We start from the raw sequence: 20,681 nt of genomic DNA, 5'->3' as shown, positions 1-20,681 counted from the left end.
TTTCGTATAACACTTTATGTTTTATTTTCCATTAAAGAATACCATCACCCCAATAACAATAATAATAACTACGATAGAAATAAAGATATCTACCCAGCTATAACTGCTTTTGTTGTTGGCTTTTTCTTCTTCAGAAATTGTAGAAAACGTAAGGTTGGCCACTTTTTCTTCTGACGGTGCTTTGCTCAAGAAACTTACTGTAATGATCAATAATACACAGAATAAGAAGAACCATGCACCAAAGGTCAAGAAGTTCATGTCTCCCAAGAAGAACAATACTCCGTTTGGATCCAGTGAACCTTTTACCAATTCCAATACAATTCTAATGGCTGCGACTATCAATCCTACAACTAAAGTAACATAAGCTCCCGTTCCGTTGATTCTCTTTGAGAAGATTCCCAATAAGAATACCGCTGTAATTGGAGGCGCAATATAGGACTGTACACTTTGTAAATATTCATACAATACTCCAGAAATATTGGCCATAATAGGAATCCAAATAATTCCGATGATTACGATAAATACCGTTGCAATCTGTCCTGTTTGCACCAATTTCTTTTCAGGTGTATTCGGTCTTAATTTCTTATAGATATCAACCGTAAATAAGGTAGAACAAGAGTTGAACACCGATGCCAATGAACTCATCAATGCTGCCAAAAGTCCCGCTGCAACCAATCCTCTTAAACCAGAAGGCAACAAGTTACTCATCAATACAGGGAAGGCCTGATCTGGAGTATCCCAATGTAATTCTCCTCTCATTTTTAATGCCAAGGCAATAATCCCTGGAACCAAGAATAAGAATACAGGAAGCAACTTCAACAAAGCTCCAAAAATAGTTCCTCTTCTACCTTCCTTAATGTTTTTAGCAGTCAAGGTTCTTTGAACGATATATTGGTCGGTACACCAATACCAAATCCCCACAATGGTACTTGTAATGAACAAGGTTGGCCATGGGAAATCAGGATCTGTAGCTGGTCTCCACATGTTCAAGTACTCAGGAGAAACCGTTTCGGCCATACTCTCCCAACCACCTACGTGGTCCAAACCAATAAAGGTCAATGCTGCAGCACCTACTACCAATACAATTGCTTGTAGGGTTTCAGTATATACTACTGCGCGCATTCCTCCTACAACCGTATACAATCCTGTTAAGATTACTGTAGCCAAGGCTCCAGTCCAGAAATCAATTCCCAATAAGGCTGATACTACCACACCTCCTGCGTAAATGGTTACCGAAATTTTGGTAAGTACATAAGCTGCAATAGAGAAAATGGATAAGATCCAACGTGAACGTGAATCGAAACGTTTTTCCAAGAACTCAGGCATTGTAAACACACCACTTCTGGCATAAAAGGGTAAGAATACCCAACCGAGAATCAATACCACCCAGGCCTGAATCTCGTAAATAAGCATTGGTAATTTATTTCCTGCTCCGGCTCCCGCCAATCCTACAACGTGTTCTGACCCGATATTGGAGGCAAAAATAGAGGCTCCAACCACAAACCATCCCACATTTCTTCCTGCAAGGAAATAGTCTTCTGTATTATTTTGTTTTTTTCTGATGATCCAAACGGCAATTCCTACCAACACCAAAAAATATACCCCAATAAATATCCAATCTAAAGTATCTAAAGTCTTCATTTGCTCTTATTATTTAGTTGAAAATTTATAAATGGTCGTCGTTGTGTACGTTTCTTTTGGTTGTAAAACCGTAGAAGGAAACTCTGGTTGATTAGGAGAATCTGGGTAATGTTGTGTTTCTAAACAAAATCCGGTTCTAGGTCCATAAGTACCTCCATTGGGCATTGGCAACGTGCCATCCAAAAAGTTCCCGGTGTAGAATTGCATTCCAGGCTCATCGGTAAACACTTCCATAAAACGTCCACTAGTAGCATCAAAAGCAGAACCTACTTTTCTCAAGCTTCCAGCTTCTCCGTTCAATATCCAACAATGATCGTAACCTTTTCCTAAAGTCAATTGCTCATTATCTGCTTCAATATCCTTTCCAATTGTTTTCGCAGTTCTGAAATCGAAAGGTGTTCCTTCCACATTTCTGATTTCTCCTGTTGGGATCAAGGTAGCATCTACCGGTAAAAATGCATCGGCATCCAATACTACTTCATGATCTAAAATAGATTTTGAAAAATCTCCCGACAGGTTAAAGTAACTGTGCTGGGTTAAATTCACCACCGTAGTTTTATTGGTAGTGGCCTTATATGAAACCTTCAACTCATTGTCATTGGTCAACACATACGTTACGGTCACATTCAAATCTCCTGGATAACCTTCTTCTCCATTCTTGCTCAAATAATTCAATCTTAAGGTTGAATCCTCTTCGCCTTCGATAGCTTCGGCTTTCCAAACTACGCGGTCAAAACCGTCCACACCACCGTGCAAATGATTAGGGCCATCGTTGGTTGCCAATGTATATTCGTCTCCTTCTAAAGTGAATTTTCCTTTGGCAATTCGGTTTCCGTAACGCCCAATCAACGCACCAAAGAATGGGTTATCTGTCAAGTAATCCTCTAACTTATCAAACCCAAGTATGACATTCTCAAACGCTCCTTGCTTATTAGGTACTTTAAGGGAAGTAATCCTTCCACCATAAGTTATTACCTGCATTTCTACCCCGTTATGGTTCTTCAAGGTGAATTTCTCTACCTCTTGACCATCTGGCATCGTGCCAAATATTTCCTTATCAATTGTTAATTTCTCTTTCACTGGAATTGTTGTTTCTGATTCTTCCTTTTTTTCATTTTTACACTGAATATTGCTCAAGGTTAACACCAACATTAGTGCATAAAACAAGGAACGTTTTAGAATCTTCATGTTTAATTAATTTTAGTTAGTCCTAACCTACTATTATCTATAGTAGGCCTCATTGGTATGTATGGTATTTTTAAAATCCCTGATGGTTGTATGTTCATCAATCACCAAAGATTCTATGCCCGCAATTTCGGCAAAATCTTCCAATTGCTCAACCGATACATTTTCACTATAACAAGTATGGTGCGCTCCACCCCCTAAAATCCAAGCAGTACATGCAGTTTCGAAATCTGGTAATGGTTTCCACATAATTCTTGCTACCGGCAATTTAGGCAAGGCTTCTTTTACTTCTTCACCAACTGTTTTGTTGATCAACAATCTGAAACGGTTTCCAAAATCCATTAAACCAGCAACTAAAGAATCTCCTGCTCTACCATTAAATACCAAACGTACAGGGTCTGCTTTTCCTCCAATTCCCAATGGGTGTACTTCACAAGAAGGTCTTGAAGCCGCCAAAACCGGATCTACTTCCAACATGTGGGATCCTAAAATTCTAGGTTCTTTAGGATCTAGGTGGTAAGTGTAGTCTTCCATAAAGGCATTTCCACCTTCCAATCCAGCTCCCATAACCTTCATAGCACGTACCAGAGCAGCCGTTTTCCAGTCACCTTCTCCTGCGAAGGAATATCCCTTTTGCATCAAACGTTGTACAGCAATACCTGGCAATTGTACCATTCCGTGTAAATCTTCAAACGTATCGGTGAAGCCTTTAAACCCACCATCAACCAGGAACTTCTCAAGTCCTAATTCAATGCGAGCTGCTTCAATTAAAGACTGTCTGAACTCTCCACCTTCCAACAAGGAATCAACCATGTTATAAGAACTTTCATACTCCTTAACCAACTCCGCAATAGCCTCATCAGACACTCCATTGATAACTTCTACCAAATCTCCAACAGCATAAGTGTTCACTGAAAAACCAAATTTGGTTTCCGCTTCTACTTTATCGCCATCGGTTACGGCCACAAAACGCATGTTGTCTCCAAAACGAGCAAACTTAGCACCTTGCCAATCGTCCCATCCCGCAGCTACACGAGTCCAATCTCCAATTTTCTTTTGAACAGATTCTTGAGACCAGTGTCCAACAACTACTTTTCTATTTTTACGCAATCTGCTTACTATAAATCCAAACTCACGGTCACCGTGGGCCGCTTGGTTCAAGTTCATAAAGTCCATATCGATGGAATCCCAAGGAATGTCTCTGTTGAATTGCGTATGTAAGTGACACAAAGGTTTTTGAAGGGCCGTTAACCCACGAATCCACATTTTAGCAGGTGAAAACGTGTGCATCCAAGTAATGATTCCGATACAGTTCGCCTCTTGATTAGCTGCGGTTAAGGTTTCATAAATTTCTTCGGTAGTCTTTACCGTTGGCTTAAAAACAACTTTTACAGGAATTTGCTGAGATGCGTTCAAAGCTTCAACAATTTCCGAAGAGTTTTTGGCCACTTGCTCCAATGTTTCTGGACCGTATAGATGTTGGCTTCCTGTAATGAACCAAACTTCCTTTTGTGATATATCAATCATAATCGTGTGTATTAATTATTGACCGTAATAGGCATTTTTACCGTGCTTACGCTCGTAATGTTTTTTTATTAATGAATCTTTTAATCTTGGTGCACTTGGGTTGATTTGAAGTGTTAAATAGGCCATTTCTGCCACCACTTCCAGCACCTTACTGTTATATACTGCCTTAGCAGCATCTTTACCCCAAGTAAATGGGCCATGGTTTCCAATTAGCACCATTTCCACTTCTTGATGCGAAATGTTTTTATCCTTGAAACAGTTCAAAATTTGAATCCCCGTGTTGTGCTCATAATTCCCTTCAATAAGGTCGTCGCTCATAGGTGGTGCACAAGGAATATCGGCTGTTAAATGATCGGCGTGGGTGGTTCCAAAAATAGGAATGTCTCTTTGCGCCTGTGCCCATGATACCGAATACGTAGCATGCGTGTGGGCAATCCCTCCGATGTCATCCCAATTTTTATACAAGAAGGAATGCGTTTTGGTATCGGAAGACGGTCTCATAGTTCCTTCCACAATATTGTTGTCGTAATCCAAGATCACGATATCTTCAGGCTTCAAAATTTCATAAGGCACGCCACTTGGCTTAATGGCAAATACGCCATTGGCTCTGTCTACAGCACTTACATTTCCGAAAGTGTACACTACAAGGTTCAAGGCATTCAATTGCATGTTTGCCTCGTAACATTCTTCTTTTAAAGATTTGTACTTAGAACTCATTACTTTTTGGATTTAATGTTAGTTTCAACAAAGGTTGCCAATGTTTTGTAGGCCTCCATATAATTGGCATACACCTTCACTTGTTCTGTTTGCGGGAAATATTCTGCTTCAAAGTCACTTCCCATGACTTTGCTGGCTTCAATTACGTTTGGATACAAACCTGCTGCTACAGCGGCATAAATGGCAGCCCCCAAAGCTGGTGCTTGGTCTGATTCCGCCACTTTAATAGGCATGTTTAATACATTGGCCAAAGTTTGCATGATGAAAGGCGACTTTCTTGCCACACCTCCAATTCCGATAACAGATTCTATTTTCACGCCTTCACTTTCAAAACGATCCACAATCATTTTGGAACCAAAACAAATAGAATTCACCAAAGCCTTGAAGATATGAGGCGCTTTTGTTCCCAAGGAAATTCCAGAGATGGCACTTTTCAACTCTTGGTTGGCATCTGGCGTTCTTCTTCCGTTTACCCAATCCAATGCAATTGGAATGGCTTCTGAAATTGGAATTCTCTCTGCTTGTTCTGCCAAAGTACGAATGAACTTAGCTTCAACTTCTTCACTTAAAGCCTTCTTTTGCTCGTCTGTCAATACTTTAGAAGTCAACACAAGGTTTTCGATTGGCCAAGACAACACATCTTTAAACCAAGCCAAAACATCCCCAAAAGCAGACTGACCTGCTTCCAAACCAATCATTCCAGGAATCACAGATCCATCTACCTGCCCACAAATTCCTTTTACACAGTTATCCCCAATCACTTCACGAGGTGATACCATGATATCACAAGTAGAGGTTCCCATAACACGTACCAACGCATTATTGTCAACCTTAGCTCCCACCGCACCAGAGTGTGCATCGAAAGTACCCACAGCAATTACCGTTTTTGTTGACAGACCTAATTTAGCGGCCCACTCTTCATTAAGGTGACCAGCAATATCATCGGACGTAAAAGTTTCTGTATATAAATTATCTTTTAAATCGGCTAAATATGGATCCAATTGCCCTAAGAATTCCTTAGCAGGCAATCCTCCCCAACTCTCATGCCACATGGCTTTATGTCCTGCAGCACAACGGCTTCTTTTAAACGTATTTAAATCTTTGTTATCGGCCAGTAAGTAAGTGATATAATCGCAGTGCTCCATCCAAGTGTAAGCCTGCTCTTTTACGGCCTTATCCTCTCTGGCAATATGTAATATTTTTGCCCAGAACCATTCAGAAGAGTAAATTCCTCCTTCAAATTTGGTATAGTCTTCACCTCCCCAAGTTCTGGCCAATTCGTTGATTTCATTCGCTTCAGCAACCGAAGTATGGTCTTTCCAAAGTACCATCATGGCGTTTGGATTTTCTGTGAACCCATCCACAAAAGCCAATGGTGTCCCATCTACTGTTAATGGCATTGGTGAGGACCCAGTAGTATCAATACAAATTCCCACTACCGCCTCTGGTTTCACGTCACTTTGCTGCATTACTGAGGTAATGGTATGTTCAAGTCCTTCAATATGATCTAAAGGATGTTGCCTAAATTGGTTAATTCCCGCATTACAATATTTTTGTTCCTTCCATCGTGGATACCAAAACACTTCCGAAGCCAATTCGGCTCCGTTTTGTGTATCAATCAAGACCGCACGAACAGAATCCGATCCATAATCTAATCCTATAACATATGTTTTCATCTTAACTTGTTTAGTTGTTTGTATACAAAGATACGCTTTACATCAAAATAAGTGTATTTTATACACTTTTAAATTTTAGTTTTAACACATTCAAAGAACTAGGCTCTAATTCTATTTCAAGCTCCCCATTCTTCAATTCAATTTCATTAGTTTTTGGGCCTATTGCTTTTGGTGATTTAAAGGAATTACTAAGTCCTCTATCACCACTTTGAAGAATAATCAAAGTTCCTTTTTCTTCTAAAGTATCCTCACTCATGTTTAGTAAAATACGCTTCCCCTCTTCTGCTGTATTCACCAATTTCACTATCAGCTCATTTGTGTTGACATCCTTTACCACCGAAGCATACAATTGCTCTTGGCCAATTAGTGGTTGCCCATCCTTGGTAATTTTTAACAAATCTGTTCCAGGATTATTGGCATACAGCTTTTGCACATAATAATTGGGCGTTCCATAAGCTTCCAAATTGTTAAACCAAATCATATCTGGAGCCCATTGAAATGCATCAATATGCGCCATCAAAGGAGCATAAGATGTTAATTGCACCATATCGGCATTGCGTTCCAATCCTGTCATGAATGCCGCTTCAGAAAGTGCTGCCAACCAATTATTCTCTTTAGGACCGTCTTCCACGTCTTTGGGATGTGCGGCATACTCTCCAGCAAAGACTTTTGGCCCATTTCGGTCATAACTGTCATATCTGTTGGCGTTTTCCAAAAACCATTCTGGAGAACGATAATAATGTTCATCTACAATCTCGGCATTCATTTTCTTGAGTTCCTCCCAACCATATTCAAATTGGTCTCCATCTGGAAATGGTCCACTACCAGATACTATGATAATCTCAGTATATTTAGCTTTTATAGCCTTATGAAACACCTTGTAACGCTCAATATAAGCGGGTCCCCATTGCTCATTCCCTACCCCTAAATATTTTAAGTTGAAAGGCTCAGGGTGACCCATGTCGGCACGTAGTTTTCCCCAAGTTGTAGAAGTACTTCCGTTGGCAAATTCTATTAAATCCAAAGCATCTTGAACATAAGGATCCAAACCATCCATAGGAACCAACTCACCTGTGTTAAACTGACAAGCAATTCCGCAACTCAAAATAGGAAGTGGCTCAGCACCTAAATCTTCCGATAGCTGGAAATATTCAAAAAAGCCAACACCGAAACTTTGGTAATAATCTGGAGCTGGTTTATGCGCAAACTCCGTATTCCAACGGTTCACCAAAATTTCTCTATCGTCAATATCACCAACAGTTTTTTTCCATTGGTAGCGTCGTTCCAAAGTTCTTCCTTCAACAATACAGCCGCCAGGAAACCTTAAAAATCCAGGATTTAAGCCATCCAACAACTCAACGATATCCTTTCGTAATCCTTTCTTTCTACCTTTCCAAGTATCTTCGGGAAACAAGGAAATCATATCCAAATCAATAACGCCTGTACCTTCAAACGTGATTTTTAGTTGGGCATTCATTTGGGTTTGATTGGCTGCCAATTGCGCCTCGTAGTTCGTCCACGAAGTTCCTTTTGGGACAATGCTAGTTTCCCCTAAAACTTGGTTTAGGGAGTCTATAAACTGAAACCGGATTTTTTGAATATCCCCGCTTACCATTTTCGCATCCAAGGTCAGGTTGTATTGAGCATCCTTTTTAATACCCATACCTCTAAACCCTTCATTGAGCAATTCGTAGTTTGCTCCTTTCACCTCCACACGAGCATAGGTATGATTGGTATTTTCACCTGTATACTTAATTGGACTTAAATACCCTGATTCCGTATTATGACTATGCGTATTACTATTAGGTTCCTTCCAGCCCATTTTTGGGTTTAAGAACTCAAACGAACGGTTTTTCACCATTTCGGCATAAAGGCCTCCATCAGCAGCAAAGTTGATATCCTCAAAAAAGATTCCGTACATGGTAGGTTGAATTTTGACACCTGTATCATTTAAATCAACCACTAGTTGTGTAATTTCCTTTGAAGCAATATTTGTTTCGGGAATAGACGTTTCCCCTACTTTCTTTTTACATCCAAAGAAACCACAAATTGCCATGGCAACTAAAACCACTGGTTTTAAAACTGTTTTTTTCATTTAAAAATTTGCAAATAATTTATGCATCAAAATTCTATAAATTTTATGCCAACCATGGATGGTAATCGTTCATCCTTGGGACACTATTTAACCAAAAGACAAAATTTAATACAATTCAAAAAGCGGTTTTCCGTTACTGTCGTAGCTCACCTCTAACATTCTTGCATGTCGGTTTGGATCGTATAGTGGGTCGGCCACAATCTCCTCCAATGGTCTAGTATCTGTTTTTGGAACCACGGTAGGATCGCCAACTGCATTTTCATAATCTCTTGCGTGATAGATGCACAGCGGTGTTGTATCATCTTCTGCCACGGTAAAGCAATTATGCCCTGGGCCAAAAATTTTCTTATCGTAATTGGTTTCCAATACTGGATATCTGGTTTTTGTCCATGAATTTCTATCTAGTAAATCGGCAGTTTCATCCGCTTCCATATAGCCCATACAATAACAGGATCCAGTGGCACTAGCCGAAAAGGTGATAAATATTTTGTCGTTGTGTTTTAGAACGGCTGGACCTTCATTCACCCAAAAACCAATACGTTCCCAATCGTAATCTGGCGTGGTCAGCATAAACTGAGTTGTTTTAAGTTTGATTGGCGATTCCATTTCTGCCAAATACAAATTGGACGCCGCAAATTGACCTCCTGTTTTTTCAGCCCAACAGAAATAACGCTTGCCATTATTTTCAAACACGGTACCATCCAATGAAAAGTCGATGAATGATTTTTCGTCACCATCGGCAGCTTGCATCATCCCCAACTCAATCCATTCATTATTAAGAGGGTCTTCACCTGTACACTCTAAAACATAAGGTCGCAATGCCCAGATATCCTCCTCTTCACTAGCCGCAAAATACACATACCATTTCCCATCCAAATAATGAATCTCAGGCGCCCAAATATGACGGCTCATTGGCCCGCTTTCATGCTTGAACCACACATCAAAGGTTTCGGCATTCTGCAATTCAGCAATTGTTTTCGCTCTTCTCAATTCAATACGATCATAGGTTGGCACAGACCCCGTGAAATAGTAATAACCATCAGTATGCTTATAAATAAACGGGTCGGCACGTTGTTCTACAATCGGTGCATTTTTCTCAGAACTCTCCATCTTCATTGTTATATATTTAATTTCTTTTTAATTGTTTCGTAATATGAATCAGTGATTTTATAGCGGAACATCATGCCTCCCATAATCACATGGAAGATTCCTGGAATTACTGTTAGCATTAAGGCGATTCCCCAAAGGGCAAAGTCGGTTTGCGTTTCTGCTTTTGGTACATATTCGAAGAAATCCAATAAATATCCTACGGCAGCTCCTGCAATTCCCATTCCCAATTTTTGAGCAAAGGAAATCCCTCCAAAGGACAACCCTGACACGCGTTTTCCTGATTCGGCATGCCCATAATCTACCGCTTCTGCAATGGCCGACCAAAATACCGGCGCATGTAAATCGACTACAAAAGACAAGATGAAATACAATACATAGGCCATCACAAGGTTTCCTGGCTGTACTACCAATAACATAATAAGACTAATCACTCCCACCGCAATTTGGGACCATTTAAATAATTTTACTTTACAGTATTTTTTAGTAATAAATGTAGAGGCTGGCATTGCTAAAATCGCCGCCGCAACACCAGTTGCCATAAACGATGATTGCACACTGGCATCACCACCCAAGAAATATTTAGCATAGAAAATAGCAACAGAATTACGGATTACGTAACCAACGGTACCGAAGAAACATACCCCAAACAAAAGAGTCCACTGACCATTTTTCAACAACAACTGAAACTGTTCTTTCAAAGGCTTATCCTCTACCACATGTTCTACGCGTTCTCTTGTGGTAAAAAAGCTAAATAAGAACAATAGGGTTCCTAAAAGGGCCATTAAACCCATGGCCATTTGATAGCCTCTACCCAAATCATCTTTTCCAAACTTATCTGCCAAAATAGGTACGACGATAGACACCAAGAAAGCTGCAACCTTCGCAAAGAACAGTCTGTAACCATTAGCCGACAAACGTTCTTGAGGATCGCTGGTCAACACCCCAATTAAGGAGATATACGGAATTGTTACCGATGTAAACATAATCGTCACAAATATGTACGTGATGTACGCATAGATCATTTTACCGGCATAATCAAAATCAGGTGTGGTAAAGGTTAAGAATACCGAAATTCCAAAAGGCACCGCCAAGAACAAAAAGTAATGTCTATAACGCCCCCATTTAGTTGTGAACTTATCGGTGATCAATCCCATTAAAGGGTCGGTAACAGCATCGATTAATCTTACCAATAAAAACAACAGTGCCATGTCTTTGGGTTTTAACCCAAAGACATCGGTATAAAAGAAGGTGATGATAAGGAACATGGAAGATATCACAACATTTACCGCTGCGTCTCCAGAGCCATATCCAATTTTTTCAAGTAGGCTTAATTTTTGATTTTCTGATTTCATATGGTCTTTTTCAAAATGCTATTTCTAGCAGTGAGGCACAATTTTCATTGATCTCTATTAGCAATTATTTTTTTCTTGTTTTCTATTCATTTGAAGTACCAGAGACACTCATTAAGCGTACCCCATAAATTCCTGCCGTTGTTGAATTTTCATCCGCTTCAAAACGCACTTCTAAAAGTTCGTTATCTTTCACAACATTCTCCGGCAATTCATAATCCACTTCAAAAAACATATTACCTTTATTTCCTTTTAGTTTGGGATTGGCAATAGTCTGTCCATTCACACTAATCTTAAAATTCCTATTGGCGTCCAAGCCAAAATAGGTGATGCGTAAAGCTTTTGCTTCAGCTTCCTTATTTTTAAGCTCGTAACTAAACCAACCCGAAGCATCTCGCCAGTGACGGTTTTGGTTCACTCCTGAATTGGAACGCTCTGATTTAAAACCATGGTCTGACTCCGGCTGCTGTTCTCCCGGCGCCACATAATCCAAGGTTATGGAACGTAAATAGGCTTGGGCTTTTTCCTTTTCTGCCAACTCACGTTGCATTTGCGCTAAACCTTCAGGTGTTTCATTTTTGAAATAAATAGCATAGCGCTTTTCATGGATTTTATAAAATGGCTGAAGTACCAAATTCTTATAGTTTTGTGGATATACTATATCTTCTACTGTAAACTGTAGCAGCTTTCCTTGTACCGGCTTTATTTTTGTTAAAATATCCTCTCCTTTTTCTGCGAGGAACATTGGAGCCTCTGTCATTGGTAAAAACGGTCCGTGGGCAATATGACCTCCACGACTATCGTCGGCAAACAAACCATCTTGATGGTCATCTCCAGTTACTGCAGCCAAAACAATTGGTCCATATTTTACAGACACATAGCCTGACTGATCAGGGATTTGCTCCAAACTTAAATGCATTGGCAATTCCATAGTGATTCGGTCACCAGATTTCCATTTTCTATAAATTGGAATATAAGATCCTGGAGTTCCTTCAACCTCCATAGATTTTCCATTAATAGAAATTTTTAAATCACCGGCTTCCACCCATTGTGGATATCGCAACATCAAGGTGGCTTTCCTTGCTTTTTTACTCTCCCAAATCAAGGCAGTAGCAGCTTCCTCTGGAAACTTGGTTTCTTGTGTAATGCTTGCTTGTTGCGCTTCCCAATTTACTTTGGAAGGCATGAAAAGATTCACATAAAGTGTATCTTCGCTTTGGGCATAAATCAGTTCATTGTATTTGGTATGGTTTTCCATCCCAGAGCCCACGCAACACCAAAAACTGGTTTCCGGTTGCGAGTACACTCGGTAATGCCCCGAACGCATTGGAGTGAAATACACGAAGCCTCCCTTAGGATTTTGAGAAGACAAAATATGATTGTAAAGGCCACGTTCGTAAAAATCGATATACGCTTCGTTGGCGGTATCCTCAAACAAAAGCTTGCTCAACTTTAGCATATTGTAGGTGTTACAGGTCTCAGGTCCCTCTTGACTACTTAGCACATCACTAAAATCATCGATTGGGTTAAAATGTTCCCGAACACTATTCCCGCCAATGCTTAGAGTGCGCTCCTTAGTAACATTGTTGTAAAAATTATAAGCTGCATCATGGTAAATAGCGTCATGATCCAACTGTGAAATACGCTCGAACCCAATAAATTTCGGAATCTGCGTATTGGCATGCATGCCTGTTAAAATATCTTTGTTTCCTGACAATGGCTCTAACAAGGCTTTTTCAGAAAAGCGCTTGGCCAACTGCAAATATTTTGTTTCCCCTGTGATGTGATACAACTCTGCGAACACTTCATTCAATCCACCATGTTCCGAACGCAACATGTCTTGCACCTGTGCCTCGGATAAGTTTTTGGTCACCCCAATAAACCAATCGGTTAAAGTAACCAACATGGTTTTGGCTTGAGGTTTTTGGGTATATACCCAAGCATCCTTTAAGCCTGCAAAGGTTTTATGGATGTTATAAAGTGGCACCCATTTATCGTTCAAACTGAAACTTCCTGCATTGATGTGTCCATTTTCAATTTCGGACCATAAAGCTTTACTGCCTGGGATTCCACCAATGTACCCAGTGCCGTTTGCCTTTTGAACACGCTGCAATTCGGACAGCACGTAATCGATCAATTCATTGGCTTTTGTATTATTTGTTGAAGCGTAATACATAGACAAAGCCGACAAATAATGTCCGAAAGTATGCCCATCCAATCCTGTATTTTCCCAATTGGTGTAAGATGGCGCTTTAGGCACCAAACCTGCTTCTCGAAGAAATGGCGACAGCAGTCTATCTGGGTTTAACTGTTGTATATAATTAAAATCAGTTTCTGCGGCTTCCTTAAATACACCGGAAGTCACAGAAACTTGATTTAATGGGAATAGGTTTACCGCTTCTTGTGCCGTGGCCGTCAGCGTGCAAATAATTCCCAAACTTGCTATTAATGATTTCATTTTAATCAAGTACATTGTCTTTTAGACTTGGCCATAAATCGGCATCCCATTTCAATTCAGAAACTCGAAGTTTAGGTAAACCTTTATCGGATGCATCATAACCATGGAAGAAAATATAATCCTTACCATTGAAGGTATACACACTATTATGCCCTGCGCCATACCATTTGTCATTGCCTTCAAGCACCAAAGTTCCGCCTCCTTCATTTAAGGACTTTCCGTTTCTATCTACATATGGTCCCGTGACTGTTTTGGAGCGTCCAACCACAACTTTATAGGTACTGTTTTCTCCACGACAGCAATAGTCCCAAGACAAAAACTGATAGTAATAATCGCCCTTTTTGAAAATGAACGGCCCTTCCAAAGCGGCATCCCCGGCATCAGCATCTTCTTTTTCAAATGAACGCTCCCGACGAGCAATGGTATACCACTCTTCGGGCTCTGCAAGTGATTTTAAATCTTGTGCCATTTTCACCATTTTGAGCCCTCCCCAAAACGATCCAAAAGCCATCCAAGGTGTTCCTTGTTCGTCAAAGATTAAATTAGGGTCAATGGCATTCCAATAATCCCTATTCGGGATGGACTGAATGACAATTCCTTGATCTTCCCATTGGTAATTTTTATCCTTAGGATTTAAGGTCGTATTGGTTACCAAACCTATCGCGGATGTGTTTTTTCCAAAAGCAGAAATTGAATAATACAAATAGTAGGTACCCTTATGCAATGTAATGTCCGGGGCCCAAATATGTCCATTGAATCCAGGCGCTACTTCTTTAGCCCATTTTGGATTTACTGAGAACACAGGATCGGCCTGTGTCCATGTTTTTAAATCCTTGGATGTGAAACTTGTAATCCCCGGTCCTGTACAGAATAAATAATAGGTATCTCCCTGTTTCGCTATGACAGGATCATGGGTAATAGGCTTATCTGTTTGGGCCGACACCACCATCCCTGCCAACAAAGCAAAGACTGCTATAGATTGCTTTATAAATTTCATAACTCTATTTTTGAATTCCTTCAGAAGTCATTATTACACGTTGCAGCGTACCATCTGGGTTATAGTTTAACTCATCGATACACACCGATCTTCTAAAACTTCCTCCATTAGGATTGATACCTCCCGTATGATAGATGAAATAATCCTTTCCTTTATACTCAATAATTGCTTGGTGGTTAGTATTGCTATTACCTGCCAGCTCATTTAAGATCCCTTTATATTCCCATGGTCCAGTAACCGATTTACTCATGGCATACACAATTTTTTCTGGGAATTCTGAGGCGTACGATAAATAATACCAATCACCTTTTTTATGAATCCAAGGTGCTTCGGTAAACTTAGGTACATCAATCACATGGATTGGCCCGTCAAGTTCTACCATATTCTCTTTCAACTTAGCATACTTGCACACGGTATTCCCCCAAAATAAATAAGCCTGACCGTCATCATCGATAATTACCGACGGATCAATATCATCCCAAGAAATATCGGTATGCGTTGTCATATCATTGGTCACCAAAGCTTTTCCTAGAGCATCCTTAAAAGGTCCTATTGGAGAATCGGCCACTGCCACTCCAACTGCTTTGCCTGGATGGGTATCGTCATGTTCTACGGTAACATACCAATAGAATTTTCCGTTTCGCTCGATTACCTGAGCAGCCCAAGCATCGCCTTTGGCCCATTTAAAATCTGAAGGTTTTAATGGCACAGGATGTTCCTGCCAATCTACCATATTTGTAGAAGAATACACCAACCATTCGTTCATTCTATAGAAATGAAAATCGTTTGGCGCTTCATCATGGCCAGCATATAAGTACACCGTTCCATCGTGCACCAAGGCAGCAGGATCTGCGGTAAACTTATCTTTAATGATTGGGTTATTGAACTGTAATGATGCTTTTACAACCACTTTTTCAGAAGGCGTCACCTCTGCAATTTCATGAGTCTTATTCTGTTCTTTACATGACATGAACAAGGCCACACCTAGTGTTAGTGCAATACTATATTTCATCTGTTCGATTTTATTTCAATTGTCAGATGGAACTTTATATGATTTTTTGATACTTCATCAGTTCGTTAAGCATCTAAAAATTCATAGTCGTTTCATCATTAATTAATTTATTTTTTTAGCCCAAATAGGTTTTCCATCAACGGTTAAACCGGAATATGAAATTGTCACTTTTCTTGGTGAACTTTCCCAATCCCAAGCATCAAACAACTTACACTCATTCCCGTTTATGGTTAGCGTATTAGTGTCCGTATCCAAGCTCCATGTTCCTGAAACAGCACCAGATAACGTTCCATTACTGTTAAACACGATGGTTTCTGAGGTTTGCATTACTTGATATTGGTAGTCCATTGTGATTTGTTCCCAAATTCCAGAAATGTCCTCAGCAGTAATTTCGGTTTCAGGAACTGCGGCATATCTTTCAGGTGCCACCACAGGCCATCCATCTGAAGTCCATTTTAACTCCCTAACATGCCCCATCATCACAGCATTGGACACATTGATTCCAGGAACCCCTTCTGGCAACCTAGCCTGAGAGGAGAAATACCACTTTTGAGTGGCTTCATCCTGAAACACGGTACAGTGTGAAATTCCAACCCATCCCGTATGATTGTTGAACTGATAAGGATGTGTTAACATTGGCCAACACTCGGCTCCTTCTGATACATTTTGATTATCGATACCGTAATAGGGCCCCATAATATCGGTAGCCCTTGCAACTCTTGTGTTGTAAGCTTTAGACAATTCGTCATAAGCCAAAAACAGGTAATAATATCCGGTATCTGGATTGTAAATGATCTCGGCACCTTCAGTTCCTTGCCATCTATTGGTATTTATATTACCACGTCCTGCGATTCTCGTACCATAATCCTCAACGGTGTCCAATTGAAATGGTTTTCCTGTAGCAGGATCCAACTGTACGGCTGCAATCCCTGTCATCCAAGAACCATAGACCAACCAATGTTCCCCTCCTGGAGTTACAATATAACTAGGGTCGATACCATTAAATTTATAGTAGGAACTCCAGTCGTTACAACTCGTTCTGTAACGATCTTCAATTCCATCAGGAATGGCCGTAACTACCATACCTTTATCTTCCCAATTGTTGGAAGCCAAATCGGTAGTTTCCATCATCCCAATATAAGGACGCTCTCCCCAAGAGGCACATGGATCGGTTCCCTCAATCAACTCATCCACCACAATACTGTAGTACATTCTGTAAACACCATTCACATTTTTTACACATGGTGCCCAATAGCCATAGTTGGGACTATCGATTTCAGGCAATCCCATTTGTGCTCTTTTGGTATTCATGGAATCCTTTACCCAAGCAGGCGCATTATCCATAGTACTTCCCAAATATTCCCAATTCACCAAATCGGTAGAGCGTCGACCATGAAAATGGCCATGTCCGTCATGGGCATTCCCGTAGGACGCATCGGTTTGGTACATGTAAAAATAATTGTCTTGCTTTACTACTGTTGGATCATGCACATTGGCTAGATTCCAATTGCTTCTATTGGACCATGAAGAAATCGGTGTATAATTATCAGAGTAAGTTGGACCATCAAAGGTATTTTCTATTGGGTCATCATCTGTAGGATCTTCACCTCCGATAGGGTCTTCTGTGGTGCTGTCGTCTTTGGAACAGCCTAAGGCTGTTCCAAAAATCAACAGTATCATAAATATTCTTTTGATAGTTATCATGACTATATATTATTTAGCTTCCAATACTACTACAGATAAAGCAGGAACCGTAATCTGAAGTTTCCCTTTCTTCAATTTGAAATCCTTAAATGCTACTGGAGCAATTTTACTAGGATTATCAAAAGAGTTATAATCGTGTACATCGGAAGACGTCAATACCGTACCTGTCACATTTTTAATCTTCAATACATCTACATCAATACTGATAGTATGTTCTTTTGTAGGATCAATGTTCACCAAAGAAATGTGCTTTTCATTCTTAGCATTGTAAGATGCCGAAATTGAAACAGCCGGTAAGGATTGACCGTCCAAAGTATATTGAGGCGATGTGAATGACACTGGCATTAATGTAGCATCTTGGTGTACATTGTACATCTTCATAACATGGTAGGTTGGAGTTAACAACATCTTGTTTCCTTCTGTCAAGATTACTGCTTGCAATACATTTACCGTTTGTGCGAGGTTGGCCACCTTTACTCTATCTGCCCAGTTATTGAAAATATTTAAGGTTACCCCAGCAATCATAGCATCACGCATCGTGTTCTGTTGGTACAACACCCCTTTATCTTGGGCTTCACCGTCATACCAGCCTCCCCATTCGTCAACTACTAGGGCAATTTTATGTTCGGCATCATACTTATCCATGATAGCCGTATGTTTCGTTATTAGCTCATCCATTTTTATGGCTTGTTGCATGATCTTGAAGTATTGAGCATCTGTAAAGGATTTGTCTGGACCTTTATCTCCCCAATCCAACACACAATAGTGGTGCAATGCCACACCATCGATTAAATTTTTAGGAATATCACGCATCAACACTTCTGTCCAATGGTAATCTTCACTGTTTGCTCCAGAAGCAACTCTAAATAAAGCATTGCTATTGGTCCAATCGGTCATGAAAGTAGCATACTTTCTATACACATCGGCATAGTATTCTGGACGCATGTTACCACCGCATCCCCACATTTCATTTCCTACACCCCAAATTCTAACGTTCCATGGTTTTTCACGACCATTTTCACGTCTTAATTTGGCCATAGGACTAATACCGTCATGGTTTACATATTGCAACCACTCGGCAAATTCCTGAACCGTTCCACTGCCAACATTGGCAGCCAAATATGGTTCCGCATTCAAGGCTTCACATAAATTTAGGAAGTCGTGAGTTCCAAAACTATTATCTTCGGTTGATCCTCCCCACCATTGGTTCACGATAGTAGGACGGTCTTCTTTAGGCCCAATACCATCTTTCCAGTGATACGTATCAGCAAAACAACCTCCTGGCCATCTAAGATTTGGAACTTTCAAATCCTTAAGTGCTTCAATAATATCATTTCTTACTCCATTGGTATTTGGAATGGGACTATCTTCTCCCACATAAAAACCATCATAGATGCAGCGCCCTAAATGCTCTGCAAAATGGCCATAAATATGTTTACTGATTTGAGGTGCGTTCTCTTTTTTTGAAAGGGTTACTTCTACTGCATTCTGTGCGCTTAGGGATAGGCCTAAACACAAAAATACAGCGATTAACAAAGTTGTAATGCTGTTCTTTTTCATATCATTTTTTTTATTTTAAAGAAAGACCGCGCGACCGGCGCGGTCTTTCGTAACTGAAGACTAATTCAAAATTAACAAATATTAATATCCTGCATTTTGACCAATGGTCATTAACGGGTTATTATCCATTTCAGATTGTGGAATTGGGAAATACTCTCTTCCTGGCACATAGCTGTTGTACTCTGGATCTCTAGATTTCAACCATTCCAATTTAGCAGAATCCTCAAGCCATCCCCAACGACGGATATCGTCAAAACGGTGCCCTTCCAAGGCAAACTCCAAGAAGCGCTCATGCCCAATTTGCTCACGCATTTGCGCTTGACTCATTCCTGGATTTACGGTTGCCAAATCAGGTAAGTTCACACGGTCTCTTACCTGCTGGATATAAGGGTATGCTGCATCGGTTTGTCCTAATTCGTTCAAACACTCCGCATACATCAACAAGACATCTGCATAACGCATGATACGCTCGTTGATCCCTGATCTCCAATCATATTCATCAACTTGACTTCCATCAGAGTTTTGGTATTTGGCACAGAAAATTTCATTTAAATAGGAATCATTACCTGCATACACATCTGCAAAATACACACCGTATAACATCATCCCTGGCTTGTTGTAGAACATGGTAGCATCTAATCTTGGATCTACCTCTCCATCTACGGTCAATTCATCTTGGAATTCATTAAACAAGGTCCATGTTGGCTGCACATCGGTAAAGCCAAATAAAGGAGGTCCATAAGTAATAGCTCTTGCAGTGGTTTGCCCCCAACCAGAACCTGGGGTACCTCCCCAAGCAAGGTCAACTCCACCTCCTACATTTCTATTGAACTGCACCTCAAAAATAGATTCGACGTTATTTTCATTCACTTTCGTAAAATTGTCGGTATAGTCTGGCACCAAATCGTAAACCCCTAAACCTATCACCTGTTCAAAAGCTGTTTTTGCTTCTGCAAACTCTTGGTTAAACAAATGTGCTTTCCCTAAGTAAGCCAAAGCTGCCCCTTTAGTAGCACGTCCTCTTTGACCTTGATCTAACCCAGACACATCATCATAAGACACTGGCAACAAACTAGCAGCCATTTCCAAGTCGGACTTTACCTGTGCCCAACCTTCTTCCTGTGTTTTTTGCTCGTGGTAAATTTCTACACTCGTTAAAGGTAATGGTACGTTTTTAAACATGTTTACTGCATGGAAAAAATACAAGCCTCTCAAAAAATAAGCCTGCCCGAGAATTCTATCTTTTAAATCGGCATCCTCCATTTCAATACCGGGCACATTTTCTAGTACCTGATTTGCTCTAAAGATTCCTTGATAATACATCTCAAAGGCCCATCCATAAATAGCGGCATCTGCAACACTGCTATTAAACTTGCCAACATTTGCCATGGCTGCCCAAGGCGAATTACTTCTTGTACAATCACCTTTTAAATCTAACAATAAAGGAGTACTACGCATGTAAGTTCCATCGTTTAACAAGGCTCCATATACCGCATTTACACCTTCAAAGGCATCCTGGTCATTTTGCCAAAAGGAGGCTGCTGTTTCATAATTTGGATCTACTTGGTTAAGATCCTCATCGCTCACACAACTGGTAGCCAACACTGAGGTTGCTACTGCTATTGAATATAATATATGTCTAGTTTTCAT

General features: G+C 40.2%; 14 protein-coding genes. All 14 read right to left on the bottom strand.

The features are described from left to right. Window positions 1-21: 21 nt before the first annotated feature. The 14 genes from AC6I5C_RS07135 to AC6I5C_RS07070 all read right to left on the bottom strand — a co-directional run bounded on the left by AC6I5C_RS07135 (window position 22) and on the right by AC6I5C_RS07070 (window position 20,681). The gene (locus tag AC6I5C_RS07135; protein WP_053975825.1) at window positions 22-1,641 is read right to left on the bottom strand and encodes a sodium:solute symporter; all 1,620 of its coding nucleotides are present in this window, start codon (window positions 1,639-1,641) and stop codon (window positions 22-24) included. 9 nt (window positions 1,642-1,650) lie between these two features. Continuing rightward, window positions 1,651-2,829 carry an aldose epimerase family protein gene (locus tag AC6I5C_RS07130; protein ID WP_497904569.1) on the bottom strand — a complete coding sequence of 393 codons (1,179 nt, stop codon included), beginning with the start codon at window positions 2,827-2,829 and terminating at the stop codon, window positions 1,651-1,653. A 33-nt stretch (window positions 2,830-2,862) separates the two neighbouring features. Continuing rightward, on the bottom strand, window positions 2,863-4,353 hold the full coding sequence (araA, locus tag AC6I5C_RS07125; RefSeq protein ID WP_497904568.1) for an L-arabinose isomerase: 1,491 nt from the start codon (window positions 4,351-4,353) through the stop codon (window positions 2,863-2,865). A 15-nt stretch (window positions 4,354-4,368) separates the two neighbouring features. Beyond that, the gene (locus tag AC6I5C_RS07120; protein ID WP_076664085.1) at window positions 4,369-5,070 is read right to left on the bottom strand and encodes an L-ribulose-5-phosphate 4-epimerase; all 702 of its coding nucleotides are present in this window, start codon (window positions 5,068-5,070) and stop codon (window positions 4,369-4,371) included. Then, a complete protein-coding gene (locus tag AC6I5C_RS07115) occupies window positions 5,070-6,746 on the bottom strand; it encodes a ribulokinase (protein WP_497904567.1) in 1,677 nt (558 codons plus the stop codon). Before AC6I5C_RS07115 ends, AC6I5C_RS07120 begins: the two co-directional genes overlap by 1 nt. Before the next feature lie 58 nt (window positions 6,747-6,804). Continuing rightward, entirely contained in the window at window positions 6,805-8,841 is a 2,037-nt protein-coding gene (locus AC6I5C_RS07110) for an alpha-L-arabinofuranosidase family protein (RefSeq protein ID WP_497904566.1), read from the bottom strand. Between the two features lie 105 nt (window positions 8,842-8,946). After that, entirely contained in the window at window positions 8,947-9,957 is a 1,011-nt protein-coding gene (locus tag AC6I5C_RS07105) for a glycoside hydrolase family 43 protein (RefSeq protein WP_497904565.1), read from the bottom strand. 2 nt (window positions 9,958-9,959) lie between these two features. After that, complete coding sequence (locus AC6I5C_RS07100) at window positions 9,960-11,303, bottom strand: MFS transporter (protein WP_497904564.1); 1,344 nt, start codon at window positions 11,301-11,303, stop codon at window positions 9,960-9,962. Between the two features lie 82 nt (window positions 11,304-11,385). Next, window positions 11,386-13,758: a beta-L-arabinofuranosidase domain-containing protein gene (locus AC6I5C_RS07095; RefSeq protein WP_497904563.1), complete on the bottom strand. Its 2,373-nt coding sequence runs from the start codon at window positions 13,756-13,758 to the stop codon at window positions 11,386-11,388. A gap of 1 nt (window position 13,759) precedes the next feature. Next, window positions 13,760-14,755 carry an arabinan endo-1,5-alpha-L-arabinosidase gene (locus AC6I5C_RS07090; RefSeq protein ID WP_497904562.1) on the bottom strand — a complete coding sequence of 332 codons (996 nt, stop codon included), beginning with the start codon at window positions 14,753-14,755 and terminating at the stop codon, window positions 13,760-13,762. Window positions 14,756-14,759: 4 nt separating this feature from the next. Continuing rightward, window positions 14,760-15,767: a glycoside hydrolase family 43 protein gene (locus AC6I5C_RS07085; protein ID WP_497904561.1), complete on the bottom strand. Its 1,008-nt coding sequence runs from the start codon at window positions 15,765-15,767 to the stop codon at window positions 14,760-14,762. Between the two features lie 102 nt (window positions 15,768-15,869). Next, window positions 15,870-17,447 carry an arabinan endo-1,5-alpha-L-arabinosidase gene (locus tag AC6I5C_RS07080; protein ID WP_497904560.1) on the bottom strand — a complete coding sequence of 526 codons (1,578 nt, stop codon included), beginning with the start codon at window positions 17,445-17,447 and terminating at the stop codon, window positions 15,870-15,872. Between the two features lie 33 nt (window positions 17,448-17,480). Then, window positions 17,481-19,031 carry an alpha-N-arabinofuranosidase gene (locus AC6I5C_RS07075; RefSeq protein ID WP_497904559.1) on the bottom strand — a complete coding sequence of 517 codons (1,551 nt, stop codon included), beginning with the start codon at window positions 19,029-19,031 and terminating at the stop codon, window positions 17,481-17,483. An 81-nt stretch (window positions 19,032-19,112) separates the two neighbouring features. Beyond that, entirely contained in the window at window positions 19,113-20,681 is a 1,569-nt protein-coding gene (locus tag AC6I5C_RS07070) for a RagB/SusD family nutrient uptake outer membrane protein (RefSeq protein ID WP_497904558.1), read from the bottom strand.

The sequence above is a fragment of the Mangrovimonas sp. sgz306409 genome (assembly GCF_059735265.1).
This window is presented reverse-complemented; position numbering and strand designations above follow the sequence as displayed.

What these genes read in the sequence shown, in the direction of transcription:
- AC6I5C_RS07085 (WP_497904561.1), bottom strand. Translation starts at nt 15,767, where the DNA reads ATGAAATATAGTATTGCACTAACACTAGGTGTGGCCTTGTTCATGTCA.
- AC6I5C_RS07090 (WP_497904562.1), bottom strand. Translation starts at nt 14,755, where the DNA reads ATGAAATTTATAAAGCAATCTATAGCAGTCTTTGCTTTGTTGGCAGGG.
- AC6I5C_RS07095 (WP_497904563.1), bottom strand. Translation starts at nt 13,758, where the DNA reads ATGAAATCATTAATAGCAAGTTTGGGAATTATTTGCACGCTGACGGCC.
- AC6I5C_RS07100 (WP_497904564.1), bottom strand. Translation starts at nt 11,303, where the DNA reads ATGAAATCAGAAAATCAAAAATTAAGCCTACTTGAAAAAATTGGATAT.
- araA (WP_497904568.1), bottom strand. Translation starts at nt 4,353, where the DNA reads ATGATTGATATATCACAAAAGGAAGTTTGGTTCATTACAGGAAGCCAA.
- AC6I5C_RS07120 (WP_076664085.1), bottom strand. Translation starts at nt 5,070, where the DNA reads ATGAGTTCTAAGTACAAATCTTTAAAAGAAGAATGTTACGAGGCAAAC.
- AC6I5C_RS07105 (WP_497904565.1), bottom strand. Translation starts at nt 9,957, where the DNA reads ATGAAGATGGAGAGTTCTGAGAAAAATGCACCGATTGTAGAACAACGT.
- AC6I5C_RS07115 (WP_497904567.1), bottom strand. Translation starts at nt 6,746, where the DNA reads ATGAAAACATATGTTATAGGATTAGATTATGGATCGGATTCTGTTCGT.
- AC6I5C_RS07070 (WP_497904558.1), bottom strand. Translation starts at nt 20,681, where the DNA reads ATGAAAACTAGACATATATTATATTCAATAGCAGTAGCAACCTCAGTG.
- AC6I5C_RS07135 (WP_053975825.1), bottom strand. Translation starts at nt 1,641, where the DNA reads ATGAAGACTTTAGATACTTTAGATTGGATATTTATTGGGGTATATTTT.
- AC6I5C_RS07075 (WP_497904559.1), bottom strand. Translation starts at nt 19,031, where the DNA reads ATGAAAAAGAACAGCATTACAACTTTGTTAATCGCTGTATTTTTGTGT.
- AC6I5C_RS07110 (WP_497904566.1), bottom strand. Translation starts at nt 8,841, where the DNA reads ATGAAAAAAACAGTTTTAAAACCAGTGGTTTTAGTTGCCATGGCAATT.
- AC6I5C_RS07130 (WP_497904569.1), bottom strand. Translation starts at nt 2,829, where the DNA reads ATGAAGATTCTAAAACGTTCCTTGTTTTATGCACTAATGTTGGTGTTA.
- AC6I5C_RS07080 (WP_497904560.1), bottom strand. Translation starts at nt 17,447, where the DNA reads ATGATACTGTTGATTTTTGGAACAGCCTTAGGCTGTTCCAAAGACGAC.